Annotated in this window: 5 protein-coding genes; all 5 read left to right on the top strand. The window is 50.9% G+C overall.

Annotation, left to right across the window (positions count from 1 at the left end; all coding sequences use genetic code 11):
• Nucleotides 1–65 precede the first annotated feature (65 nt).
• The 5 genes from SK3146_RS08105 (at nt 66) to SK3146_RS08085 (ending at nt 14,298) form a co-directional block, all read left to right on the top strand.
• Nucleotides 66–5,234: a LamG-like jellyroll fold domain-containing protein gene (locus SK3146_RS08105; protein ID WP_249864603.1), complete on the top strand. Its 5,169-nt coding sequence runs from the start codon at nt 66–68 to the stop codon at nt 5,232–5,234.
• 49 nt (nt 5,235–5,283) lie between these two features.
• Complete coding sequence (locus tag SK3146_RS08100; protein WP_249866223.1) at nt 5,284–10,539, top strand: DUF2341 domain-containing protein; 5,256 nt, start codon at nt 5,284–5,286, stop codon at nt 10,537–10,539.
• Between the two features lie 342 nt (nt 10,540–10,881).
• Nucleotides 10,882–11,721 (top strand): ABC transporter permease, encoded by an 840-nt coding sequence (locus SK3146_RS08095; protein ID WP_249864602.1) that lies wholly within the window; start codon nt 10,882–10,884, stop codon nt 11,719–11,721.
• A gap of 15 nt (nt 11,722–11,736) precedes the next feature.
• The gene (locus SK3146_RS08090; RefSeq protein WP_434006866.1) at nt 11,737–12,609 is read left to right on the top strand and encodes a carbohydrate ABC transporter permease; all 873 of its coding nucleotides are present in this window, start codon (nt 11,737–11,739) and stop codon (nt 12,607–12,609) included.
• Nucleotides 12,610–12,723: 114 nt separating this feature from the next.
• Entirely contained in the window at nt 12,724–14,298 is a 1,575-nt protein-coding gene (locus SK3146_RS08085) for an extracellular solute-binding protein (protein ID WP_249864600.1), read from the top strand.
• The last annotated feature ends 146 nt before the right edge of the window (nt 14,299–14,444 follow it).

The following is a 14,444-nucleotide window of genomic DNA, read 5'->3' as shown; positions in this document are numbered from 1 at the left end:
CTTCCGAAATACAGCTGCGAAGCTCTGTATTTAAATATTACATCCTATAAGGAGGCCTTCCCTTCATGCCCCGTATCAAAATGACGCTGTTTGCATCCATTTTTTGTTTCGCCGCGGTGTTCCTGTTGTTTATCTATGGTGACGACCGGATGCCTTCGGCCTACGCCGTTTCAACCGATACGGATTTGTTCGATAAGCAAATCTTATATTTGCCGTTCGAGAGCAATGCGCTTGACGCTTCAGGCAACCGGAATAACGGCACGGTGAAAAACGCATTGACGTATACGGCCGGTACGATCGGAGATCAAGCCATCGATACGACGCAGGGCGGATATGTGAACATTCCCGATTACAATAATAGCAGCAGTAAATTCAGGTTCGGTGCCGCCCAAGATTTCACGGTCTCCTTCTGGATGAAAGCCGACAGCTCGGTTATCGGGACAGCCGATGCTACCATCATCTCCAACAAGGATTGGTCGGGCGGCGGCAATCAAGGCTGGGAAATAGGGGTATATAACCACTATTTGACGTGGAATTACAAGGGCGCCAACTTGGCGCGGATGGATTTGCACAAGTCCAGCTTGAATAACAGCAGCCCCATTCAGCTGATCGTGGACGATAACCAATGGCATCATATCGTCGTTTCGCATAATCGCACCGGGAATGCCGCCTTTTACATGGACAATGTCCTGAAAAAAACGATCAGCATCGCCGGTGCGGGCACGATCGATCCGGCAACGATCTTAAACCTGAACATTGGGGTAGACGGCAAGCAAAACATTCCATTCAAAGGGCAGCTTGATGATTTCCGCATCTTCGCCAAAGCACTCAATAATGATGAAGTTCAGTTATTGTACAACATCAAGTCGACCCTGAATCACAACGATGCTCCAAGCTGGCCAGCGAACAGCTCACTGACCGGAGCCCCTGTCGACCCTAACGGATATCAACTGACGTGGCCTTCGGCAACGGTCAATGCTGCAGGGGATAGCGCGGGCGTAACCCAATACATGATATACAAAAACAATAATTTACTGGCTTCCGTAGACGGTTCGACGAATACGTATACCGCCTACGGTTTCGCGACAGGAGAATCGGCTGTTTTTCGGGTAGAGGCGATGGATCGTCTGGGCAATCTGACGTCTAACGGACCCTCGATCAGCTACAGAGTGCCGGGCATCGGATTAAACTTCGAGCAAGCGAACCTGACCGTCGGAGAAACGGTTGCACTTGAAGCTTCCGCCGATACGCCGAATGCATCACTGCATTGGACTATTGACAATCCAAGCATCGGTCGGATAGAGCCCGACGGAAATAAAGCGGTCATTACCGGGTTAGCGGCAGGTACCGCGAGTGTAACCGTGACCGGTGGCGGAGTTACCGCAACATGTAAAATCACAGTAACGGCACCGTCCGTGCCGGATGACAGCGGCAAGATCTTCGCTTACGCAACGGACGACACTTTTGTGCAAGGCAATCCGGGAACCGGCAATTACGGCAGCCAATCCATAATTAACATTAAGAACAGCACGTCCGTCGACAATTATCTGCGCTACGGTTTCCTGAAATACAATTTGAGCGGCATCAAGAGGGAAGATGCGGACGATATTGAATCGGTGAAGCTTAAGCTGTACGGAGCTATCGCGGATTCGCGAGCTTCGGATGCCACGCTTCAGGATATAACGGCCTTTGGGATTTCCGACGATAGCTGGAAGGAAGGCACCGTCACCTATAACAACATGCCCGCTATGGGCGACAGTATTCAGACTATCTCATTCAATAATAAGCTGCAATGGCGTGAATATGACATCACATCGTATGCCAAAGCCCGTCTGTCCGCGAATAAGCTGGTCAGCGTGGCGCTGAAGGAAGCAGGCAGCGATTATACGGTGAACGTGTACAGTAAGGAAAATACGGCAGGCTCCTATGCCTCTTACTTGGAAGTAACAACCAAGCTGAAACGACCGGTTGACACGTTGTGGCCGAATGGAACGCAAATCGACGTTCAAAGGAAGGCGGATGGCGGAGTACTGCTTTCGTGGCCGGAGGCGGTTGACGTTCTGGGAGTCGATAAATACCGGATTTCCATTGACGGTCAAGTCATAGCGACCGTTCCGGCGAACGACCGGCAATTCAGTCTGAAGGCGCTGCGTCCCGGCAGTAGCTATACGGTTAATATCGAAGCGGGTGTAACGACGGGACGCTGGGCGGCGCCGATTCTTGCCACAACCTACCTCGTGCCCGGAAATATTATGGCCGGCGCGGATGAACAGGCGGATTTGCTGGACTATCGCTTTGAACAATCCGCTTCGGAGGACAGCGGCCCGGGGCATCATGACGGACTTTCAATCGGTTCGGCCGGAGTGAGTTATAACCCGATCTTCGGCAAGAACGTTTTGTCGCTGGACGGCAGCGGTTCTTATGTCCAGGTTCCGCATCAATCGGCGTTGAGCCCGGAATATATGTCCATTGTCACTTCTTTTTCCTTGGAAGACTTGTACAGCGCGCAGACGATCGTGGCCAAGAACAACCAGTCCGATTATGCTCTGCAATATAATCCGATTACGAGGAAGCTGGAAGCCTGGTTTTATGTATGGGATATGCTCGGCGGGGCAGGATCGTATGTCATCGTCGAAAGCACCCCGGCGCTGGAGGCTAACAAAATCTACCATGCCGTAGCGACCTACGACGGGTTGACGGCCAAGCTGTATCTTAACGGAGCGGAAGCGGGCAGCCAGTCCAGAGCCGGCGCGATCGGCGGTTCGGCCAAGGCGGATCTGGGAATCGGGGCTTCCATTGACTATTCGGGAAGAGCATCCGGTTATTTGAAAGGAAAAATCGGATTTGTGCAGCTGTACAGCAAAGTGTTTGCCGCAGCCGACGTGCTGACCTTGTACAACGCTTATTTGACAGGCAGCCATCCTGAAGATGTCGCAGCATTGCGGTGGGACATTCCGGCCGAATGGACCGTAGGTCAAGCCGGACAAGCCGTCGTTAAGAAGAAAACGGCCGGCGGCGCAGAAAGCGAGCTTGAGCAAGGCGTTATCTATACAAGCTTGAATCCTGCGGTAGCTTCGATCTCGGGCTCGGGTCTAATTACACCGCTGAGTAAAGGAACGGCAAAGTTAACGGCTCAATACGGCATGTATACTGCGGACGTTACCATTACGGTCAAAGAGCCGGCAGCGCAGTATATCGCGCTTGATGGGCCTGTTGAGATGAAAGCAGGGACGACGAGCGCTTTGCTGACAAAAGTTTTTTATAAAGAGGGCGCGAATGAAATTCTAACCTCCGGCGTAGCATACAGTTCGGATCAGCCCGAGACGGCAGCCGTCGACAATCAAGGCGTTGTGCATGCTGTAGCGCCGGGTGAAGCTGTGCTGCATGCGGCATGGAACGGTCTGCAGGCCGACTGGTTGATCCGAGTCATGCCGGACAAGCCGGCAGTCGATCCGGATCAGCCTCAGATGGAATCGTTGTTATTTAAAGGACCGTCCGTCTTGTTAGTCGGCGAAACCGCGAATACGGTCGTCCGAGCGGTATACAATGACCAGTCGTCCATCGTGCTGAGTCGGGACGTCCTCTGCTCCAGCGACAATACCGACATCGCGACAATCGATTCCGTAACGGGAGCCGTCTATGGGGCGAAGACGGGCGTTGTTACTTTCAAAGCATCCTATCAAGGCTTTAACGCGCAGTTCTCTACGGTTGTGAAAACTCAGAAGGACCCGGAGCTTCCGACGGAACCGGTTAAGCAGCTGCAATCGCTTCGCTTGACAGGTACCCGGAGCGTCAACGTAGGGGAACAGGCGGTATACGCTTTAGAAGCCGTATATAACGACGATACTGCGCTGTCCGTAACGGAATCGGCGCAATGGACGGTAGCAGACTCCTCCTTGCTGCGTCTGGACGGGCCGGGCAAGCTGACCGGTTTGATGCAGGGCAATACGGTATTAACGGCTACGTATGAGAACTTGAAGGCACAACTGACAATTATTGTCCAAGCGGAACAAGGCGCCGATCCCGGCGACAGCGGGGACGATGACTCTTCCGGTTCTTCCGGCGGCAGCGGCTCAGGCAGCCATGGAAGCGGTGGTGGCGGCAGCGATTCAAGCACTTCGGGTACGAACGTTAGTAACGGTATCATGGAACTGAGTGAAGCGGATGTACAACAGGCGTTATCGGGTGCTTCCATATCCCTCGGAACGGATGTATCCAAAGTGACGCTTCCGGTTAACGCCGGAGAGCTTCTCGGTAACCAACTGCTCCATCTGGAGCAAAAGGGTCTGATTCTGCACGTGCCGGGCAAACTGCTGCAAACGGCGCCGATCGATGGTGTAGACGACAAGAATCAAGCGCGAATTGCGATATCGCTGCCGATCGTTTCCGGTCCGTTAGGAGATGCTCTGATCGGTCGTGCCGAAGCTTTCTCCAATGCCAAACTGAACCCGATTTCGCCGGTGTACGACGTTAAGATCGCTGTCGAATCCGCTGATGGACAGGACAGACCGATTGCTCATTGGAATGAGCCGGTGCAGGTCATATTCCTAGTGCCTGCCAATGCGGATCAACAACTGCTCGGCGTCTACCAATTGTTTGCTGACGGCAGTATGAAGTACATCGGAGGAAATTGGACCGATGCAGGCATCCAGGCTGAGCTGCGCGAAGGCGGTAAATACGCTGTGTTGGAATATCGCCAAATCTATAACGACGTTCCTTCCGCTCACTGGGCATTTCGTTCGATTCAGATTATGAGCGCCATGCATAAGGCGGAGGGCTCTGACAACCATTATTTTTACCCGGACCAGGCTATAACCAGAGCCGAATTTGTCGCCTTGCTGGTGAAATCATTGAACCTCCCGCTGGAATCGATGAACTCATTCCATGATGTGCCGACAGCTGCCTGGTATTCGAATTATATTGGCGGAGCGGCGGCATCGGGGTTAGTCGAAGGCAAAGACGGCAATCATTTTGATCCGGAAGCGACGATCAGCCGAGAGGAAATGGCCGTATTGCTGGTTCGCGCTTACGAGCGCGCAGGCGGCAAACAAGAGCATGACCGGGATTTCAAATTTGCCGACGCCGATCGATTCGCGCCATGGTCTCAAGCTTCCGTGAACCGTTCTGCACAGCTGGGATTGATGGAAGGCAGGGAGGACGGAATGTTTTGCCCGAACGATCGCGCTACACGCGCCGAAGCGGTGCAGGTCATGTTGAGATTGCTGAATTCATAGGCGGAAGACAATAACTATCTTTATGTAGGAGGAGACTTTTTTGCGAATTATGCTGCGTATAAAAAAGTGGTGTGCGGTTATCGTGGCCTTCATGCTCTTATGTCAGTTATCATGGTCATTTGCCCCTTTGGCTGCTTATGCGGATGCAGCGGGCACGGCTCCGGAGCCTGCTCCATGGAAAGATTCGGACCGGAACTACCGGGTCATGCTGACGATGGACAACTCCGACGGGGAGGAGGATTTGACCGACTTCCCCGTTCCCGTCACATTGAACAAATCAACGATTGACTACACAGTCACATCGGAGACCGATCTGAAATTTTACAATGACGATCAAACGAAGGAACTGAGCTATGAGGTGGAAAAATGGGACCCCAACGATGAAAGCATCGTTTGGGTCAACGTCCCGCTGATCCACGGCCATTCGAGCACGGATCGCATTTGGTTGTATTACGGAGGCAGCACGTTAAGCGATTCCCGGCAACAGGCGGTGTGGGACCCGAACTTTTTGCTCGTTTACCATTTCGGAGAACGAATCCAGGATTATTTCTACCAGCCTGCGGCCGTCGAGCAGTATCGGGACTCGACAGCTAATAACAATACCGGCCTGCGCCAGGCGGCAGGAGCAAGCTCCAGCGGACCTTCGTACACGCTGTACGCCAAGGACGATCCGAGATATAACATGGTAGGCCGTTATTATGAGAGCCATCGCGGTTATGTAAGAGCGAAAAACGGGAATGTCGGAGACGGGGAGCAGCAGCTTACCGTTTCCTTATGGGCGCGCGCGAACGATTACGAATTGTCCAAGCTTTCGTATACCCTTATTGCCAGACAAAGAAGCGCAGATAGCTTGAATCAGGCTTACTTTATGAAGCTGTCCGGCGGAAAGTGGAGTGCGAATTTGTTCACGAACGATGCCGACCCTGTGAAAAACGGAAGCGGCTCAGCGGCGCTTAACGGGGGAGCCGTCACCGCAGACTGGACATATTTCACACTGACGTATGACAAGAACGCAGCGGGAAATAACCTCAAGCTTTATCGCGACGGAGTGCTGGTCGATTCCGCAGCCCGCACAGGTTCGTTGATCACGACGAGCGGTACGTCAACCGCGCCACTAACGATCAGTAAATCCTCGGACGCCGGTGCGGCCGGCGGCGGTTATCGCGGCGGCGTCGACGAGGTTCGGGTTTCCAAGGTAGCGCGCAGTGAAGCGTGGGTGAAGGCCGAGTATAAAAGCATGAAGAAAAACGGCCGCTTTATCCTGTTCGGCCAACCGGAAAAGAAAAATGCGCTGCAGCTGACGCTGCTTCAGCCGAAGCAAGGAGAAACGTACTTTGCTCCGGACTTAAGCTTAAGCGGACTTGCAAGCGAAAGTGCCGTTATTCGTTATAAGCTTGACGCCAACGATATGGTGACGCTGAATACCGCTGCGGACGATAAGACTTTTCAATCCATCTTGAAAGAGCTCAAAAGCGGTGCTCATACGCTGTACGTCGAGGCGGCTTCCAACGCCAGCCCTTCAGTTATCGAGAGCAAAACGGTAACCTTTACGATTGACGGCAGCAAGCTGAATCCATCCGTCGTTCCGGAAAGCGCAAGCGGAGAGCAAGCGCAGCAATCCGGCGATGTAACGCTTCGGGTCGAGGCGAAGTCGCCGACAGGAGAGCCGATGGATGTCAGCTTTTATGAGAAAAATGTGCAGTTTGTAAAAGACTTCGGCAGTAAAATGTCCACGGATGCGGCCTATGAGCGAACGGATTCGATGGACCCGCCGGGCAGCGCGACCATCACTTCGGAAACGGCGCTGCCTGCCGACGCACTGGATCGGATCAAAGCCTCGGACGGGAGCTATTACAGCAGCAAGTCATTGTCCAATTATCCGTATCAACGGTTTGACCTGACGATCAATAACGATTTATCCGGCATCAACGAACTGGAGGTGTCCTGGGAAGGGCATTCCAAAGAGAAAGTTATGCTGTACGCCTGGAACTATTCAACCAGCAAATGGGAGCTCATCGCATCTCGTAACGGAAATAGCGACAATAGCGACTTCAAGCTGACCGGTACGTTGAATAAGAGCACGATGGTGAACAGCACGACCAAAGTAGCCAAGCTGTACGTCGCTGCAACGCAGAGAGATACTATGCTTCCCGGGCAAAAACCAGGTCCCGATCAGTACGATTTTTCGTTCGTCTGGATGACGGACACGCAGCTGGAAGCCGAGTCATTTCCGGGCGCATACGATGCCAGTACGCAGTGGATTGCCGACAACAAGGATGCGCAAAAAATCCAGTATGTGATTCATACCGGGGATATCGTGAACACGGCGAGCCAGGAATATCAATGGCAAAATGCGGATCACAGCATGAAAATTTTGGAGGATGCCGGCATCCCTTACGGTGTCATTCAAGGAAATCACGATATGAACAACGCCTTGTACGGGAAATATTTCGGGGCGTTCCGCTTTGCCGGAAAGCTGTTCCAAGGAAAGCCTTATTATAACGAATACAACAGCTGGAATCAGAATCATTACGATCTCATTTCGGCCGGCGGCGTCGATTTCATCATTATGTATATTGGCTGGGGAGGCTTCAACCAAGCTTCGGTCAACTGGGCCAACCAAGTACTGCAGCAATACAAGGACCGCAAAGCGATTCTGGCCGTGCACGAATATTTACTGTATTCCGGAACGTACGGCACCGATGATTACGGCGGCAAAAAAATTATGGAGCAGATCGTACAGCCTAACAGCAATATTTTTATGGTATTATGCGGTCACAACCAATCGGCCTATTACAACGTAAAGCGAATTGGCGGTAAAGTCGTATATGAGCTGCTGCACGACTATCAAGATGCCGCATTGGGCGGAGCCGGCTACATTCGTATGATGTATTTCGACCTGAAAAAGCAGATGATCTATATGGTCCCTTATTCTCCTATTACTAATGATAACTACGGTTTTTTCCAGGAGAAGCACGAATTTTATACGATCCCGTTAAATTCCAACAACGAGCCTATCGAACTGGCGACAGGCTATATCGGTGTAAAAGGAAGCTCGCTGAATGTGATCCAGACGACACCGGCTGCCTCCGATACGGGATTGGCTGAGTACACTTGGAATCAGCGGGCCTATAACCAGCCCTACACCTGGTATGCCGTGGCCAAGGATTCGTACGGCAATCAGACCAAGTCCGAGGAGCGTACGTTCACTATCGCGAAGCCTGTTATAGAATCGATTCGCTTGCAGGGACTGGCGCCAATGAAGGTAGGAGAGCGCCGCAGTACGGTGGTAGAAGCGACTTATACGGACGGCAGCAAGGAAACCGTGAACGGCTTCCTGTTAACCAGCAGCAAGCCGGAAGTGGCCTCGATCGACGCCAATGGCACTGTAACTGCCCATGCGGAAGGCGAAACAATTATTACCGCGTCTCTCGGTTCTCTGACGACTTCCTACAAGTTATTGGTTCAAGCTGCTCCAGTAACGATTCCAATTCTGCAGTCCATTCAGTTGGAGGGATTAAAGCCTTCTACGGTAGATGACGAACTGCAGACAGTGGTGAGCGCGACTTACAGCGATGGCAGTGCGGCTGTGCTTTTCGACGGAGGAAGAATAACAGCCAAGGGGCTCCAGCTCACCAATTCCAATCCGGAAGTAGCGTCGCTCGATGCAGCCACCGGCAAAGTGAAGGCACTTAAAGCAGGAGAAACGGTTATCGCCGCAACCTATCAGGCTCTCCACAGCAGCTACACGCTGCTCATTCAAGCCAAGCAGGAAGAAGTGGACAATACTCCTAAGCTTCAGTCGCTCATCATGGACGGGCTGCATCCATTAACCGTCGGGGAGAAAGGTCAGGCCACCGTGTTCGGACTATACAGCCCTAATAACCAATTAGTCGCTATCCAGGACGGCTTAAAATTTTACAGCAGCTATGAGCAGGTAGCTGCGATCGACAACGATGGCTTGGTGTCTGCGCTCAGCCCGGGGCGCGCTACCATCACGGTAACCTATAACGGACTGGAAGCCAGCTCGGAGCTTGTCGTCATTGCAGATAATACTAACGGCAATAATGGCGGTAGTACCGGAGGCGGTAAACCATCGCATTCAAGCGGTGGCGGCGGTGGCGGCGGTGGCGGCTATGTGCCTCCAACCGTGCCGGGAGAGGCCGATCAGGAATTTGTTCAGAAAGTGAATGCCGGGCAATTGACTGCAGCGAACGGCCAAGGGTCCGCTGTCATTCAAGTAGAGGAAGGGAAGACGCAAGTGGATCTCCCTTACTCTGCGGTTAAATCGATGAACGTGTCCAAAGTTTCATTCCAGCTGGACTGGGGATCGGTTACGATTCCGGCCGAATCGCTCCAAGCAGCGGCTTCGACGATGACGGAGGAGCAGTTGAGCCAAGCCTCGCTTTCGTTATCTTACCGAATCTGGGATGACGAGCTGCTGGAGGTGCTGACGGAGCTGCAAAACCGTCAAGCCGTACAAATTACGCCTGCAGCCAAGATGATTCATATGGATTGGAACTCGAATCCTTCCACTGCCGGTATCGGAACGAGCAGCCAAACGGCGGAAATTCATTTCCCATTACCGCCAAAGGCTAACGGTAAGCGTCTCGGCTTGTACCGTGTCAATGAAGACGGGCAATTGAGCTTTCATTCGCCCAACCGTTCTTCCGATTCTACCGAAGCGGTATTTACCATGTCGGGCAGCGGAGACTTCGTTATTCTGGAATACAACGTCAATTATTTTGATGTGAAGGAGCATTGGGCCGCTCAAGCGATCGGCGACCTCGCGGCGAGACAACTATTTCAGTCTATGGTGGCCGAACCGATAGTCAGCGCTTCAGGCTCCCAGGGCTTCTATCCAGACAAAGAAATTACGCGAGCCGAGTTTGCCGCGCTGCTTGCGCGCATGCTGGAGCTTCCTTTGAACGGTACGAGCGAATATGCAGACATTCCGAGTACGGCTTGGTATGCGAACGAAGTCAAAGCCGCAGCAAAAGCGGGAATCGTCGAAGGAATCGGCGATCATGAGTTTAGTCCGGATTCGGCTATCACACGCGAACAAATGGCCACGATGCTGATGCGCGCTTGGCATGTTAAATTCGGAGCCGAGGCGGTATCCTCCAATAATATTGCGTTCTCCGATCAAGGGCAGATTAGCGAATGGGCCAAGCCGTCCGTTATGTCAGCAGCGGGCCTGCATTTACTGAACGGACGAGCGGAAGGCGTCTTCGTCCCTGAAGGAACGACAACAAGAGCCGAGGCTGCGCAAGTGGTTCATCAAGTTTTATTTCGCAATTCATAGGATCGGAACGATATATTGCAATCCCTCGCTGAGTTTGACTCGCGGGGGATTTTTTCAATAATTAAAACTATTACAAAATTCTTTTAAATAATTACATTTTATTCAACATGGCTGAGAGTATAATTATTTACATGACATCCGAGGCAGCTTCCCATTGGAATTCGGCCGGATCAGCGGGAGCAGCACCATGTTAAAACTTCATTAAAAAGAGGGATGATAAATGTGAAAGCGGTTTTAAGCGGCCATAGAGAACCTGCCGGCATCATCGAAAAAAAACGAAAACACGGTTTCGCACAAACCATCAAAAAAGATTCTTTATTATATTTTCTCTTGCTGCTGCCCATGGCGTATATGATCATATTCAAATATGCTCCCATTTACGGGATATTGATGGCTTTTCAGGACTATAACATTTTTGAGGGGATTAGCGGGAGCGAGTGGGTCGGGCTTGACGTTTTCCAATTTATTTTTCAGCAAAAAAGCTTTTACCGCGCTCTGATCAATACGCTTGCATTGAACTTTCTCGATTTGGTAGCGGGTTTCCCGGCTCCCATCCTACTGGCCGTTTTGTTGAACGAGCTCCGGTATGCAAGGTTTAAAAAAATAACGCAAACGATTTTATATTTGCCGCATTTTTTGTCCTGGATCATTATCGGAGGCATGGTCTACCTGATGTTTTCTTCGGCAGGTATCGCCAATAGCGTCTTAACCGGTCTTGGCTTTGGCCATATCGAGTTTCTGTCTCAAAAAACGAACTGGCTGATCATGTACGTGCTGATCGGGGTCTGGCAAAGCGCGGGATGGGGCACAATCATCTATTTGGCGGCAATTACCGGAATTAACAAGGAATTATATGAAGCTTCGGATATGGACGGATGCAGCAGACTTCGTAAAATATGGCATATTACTTTGCCTGGAATTAAGCCTACAATCATTATTTTGCTCATCCTGCAAATCGGAAGGATGCTCTCGATCGGGTTTGACCGGCCGTTTGTTATGGGAAACTCTCTTGTAAGCGAATACTCCGATGTGATAAGCACCTTTGTATACAGGGTAGGAATCGGGTCCGGGGACTTCTCGCAGGCAACAGCGGTCGGGTTGTTTCAATCTGTGGTAGGGCTGGTGTTTTTGGTGGCAGCGAATTGTATTGCCAAAAAAATCGGCGAACAGGGAATTTGGTGAGGGGACGTGCTACGTTTGAGCAAAAAACAAAAAGTGAATTTCGTTGACGCATTCATTATTTTCATCGTAACCGGAGTCGCCATTACTTGTCTTGTTCCATTTTTATATATGATTGCGCTGTCTCTCAGCTCCAATAATGCAATTATTTCGCAGAAGGTTTCTCTGTGGCCGGTAGGCTTCACATTGGAAACCTATAAAACGATTTTAAGCGATATGGAGATGATCTATACGCTGGGGTATACCATTGTGCTGACTATTTTGTATACCGCCATCTGTATGTTTTTAACGGCATGTGCGGCGTATCCGCTTACAAAGAAGCGGTTAAAGGGAAGAAACTCCATTTTGACAATGATGGTCTTTACTATGTATTTTAGCGGAGGATTGATCCCCAGCTATATTCTGGTGAAAAACCTGGAACTCACAAACACTGTATGGAGCTTGATTTTGCCCGGCGCTATGAGCGTGTTCAATATGATCATCTTAAAAACCTTTTTCTCCTCCCTTCCGGAAAGCCTGGAAGAATCGGCGGCCATCGACGGCTGCAATGAGCTGGGGATTCTTGTACGAATTGTCCTTCCGCTATCTTTGCCTTCTATAGCGACGTTAAGCCTGTTTTACGCGGTGGACCGATGGAATGGGTTTCAGGATGCGCTTTTTTATATCACCGATAAGAACCTGTATCCGATGCAATTAAAGCTGTACCAAATCATAACGGCGAATCAACAGCTGGATACCCAGCAAGGCGAGGGCAGCTTCGGTGCCCATATTGTTCCTGAATCGCTGAAAGCGGCGAGCGTCATGTTTGCAACGATCCCGATCTTAGTAGCGTACCCTAAGCTTCAAAAATATTTTGTTGATGGTGTCATGACAGGGGCGATTAAGGGCTGACCGCAGCGGCGTTTCGTATGGAAAGGGGGGATATTCCGCTCAGGCGGGCTGGATCACGATGTAAGGGACGTCTTGCTCATCCAATAACTACGACGATAAAGGAAGGGTTTAAACATGAAAACTAAAAAAACGCTGGTTTTATTGCCAGTCTTGACGCTATTAACAAGCGCATTGGCCGGATGCGGAGGCGATGACCCCAAGGCAAGCCAGTCACCGTCACCAACGGATACAGCGGCTTCCGGCCCGCCGGTTACACTAACGGTCGAAGTATTTGACCGGGGAATCCAGGGACAGCCGGACTTGAACAACAATACTTGGACAAGGTATATCAACGAGCATTTCGGCAAGCCGAACAATGCTATCGTTAAATTCGTTCCGGTACCGAGGTCGCAAGAAATCGATAAGCTGAATGTATTGATGGCGGCAGGCGAGGCTCCCGATATCTCGTTTACCTATGACAGCGCTACCGTGTCGAGATACGCCAAAATCAACGGCATTATGCAATTGGATGATATACTGGCTAAGGATGGCAAGGAATTAACGAATTATTTAGGGAAGACCGTTCTTTCCTACGGCGTGTTTAACGGGAAACAGATGGCGATTCCCGCCAAGAGGACTTCGCTGGCCTGGATCGGGATGTTTATTAGAAAAGATTGGCTCGATAAATTGGGAATGCCGGTTCCTACCAACAGGGATGAACTGTACAATGCTTTAGTGGCGTTCAGGGATAAAAATCCCGGCGGCGTGGATGGGGTGATCCCTTGGGGCGTGGCCGCAACCGGGATGAATTACAGCTTTGGTAATGTATCCGAATCTTTCTGGGGCAAACAGTCGGAGGAAGAATTCGTGACAGCCCCGGGCTGGCTGAGACCAGGCAACAAGGATGCGCTAAAGTTCCTCAACAAGCTTTATAACGAAAAATTAATCAGCCCCGATTTTGCCTTGGATAAAACGGCCAAGCAAGCGGACGCCGACGTTACAAACGGCAAAGTCGGATTCTTCAGCGCCAACTGGGATTACCCGTTAAGGCAAAATATCAGCGAGTCCTTAAAGGCAAATGCGCCTGACGCCAACTTTGTTCCTATCGACACATTTAAAAATGATGAAGGCAAGTATAAGAAAATCGCCTATAACGAAAATGGAGTCAATGTCTTTATCCCCAAGAGCAGTAAAAATGCAGAGCTGGCGATTAAGTACCTGAACTGGATGTCCAATCCCGACGTGTTATTCTTCCTGCAATACGGGCAGGAGGGCGTGAATCACAAGATGGCGGACGGCATTCCGCAGGTGATCAATCAAACCGGGGACAACATGCAAACCAGTTATCTGAATCTGGATTACACGTTGGTTGTAAACGGCGTGGAGCTTGGCGACCCTGAGAAAAACATTAAGGCTTTGGCTGCATCGGCGCCGGGACTTGAAGAGGTTGCGAAACAATCCTACAAAATCAATACTACGGATACTTATACGGCCTTCTTCTTCGATACGCCGAACGAGTCCAATATTAAGTACGGCAAAACGCTTTCGGATATGGGCAACCAAATGACGGATAAGCTGATCGTCTGCAAGCCTGCCGAATTCGACAGCTTGTATGATAAGCTGGTCGAGGAGTATATGGCGGCAGGCGGCAAGGCGGTTATGGATGAGAATGTGAAAATCTACAAGGCCATGCAATCGAATAAAAAGTAACCATCCCTATGCATATAGGCCGTTGACATCTCAGCGGCTTATATGAATTGGATGGAAGGAAAGATGAAGGCGGGACTCGCCATCATGGACTCGGGGCTGCCTTGTTATCTCTCCGGCAAAGGTTTAAAATCTAGAATAGGGTTTTC

Source organism: Paenibacillus konkukensis (genome assembly GCF_023523925.1).
GTDB lineage: Bacteria > Bacillota > Bacilli > Paenibacillales > NBRC-103111 > Paenibacillus_S > Paenibacillus_S doosanensis.
Note: the sequence above shows the minus strand (reverse complement) of the source record. Positions and strands in the feature narration are given on the sequence as shown.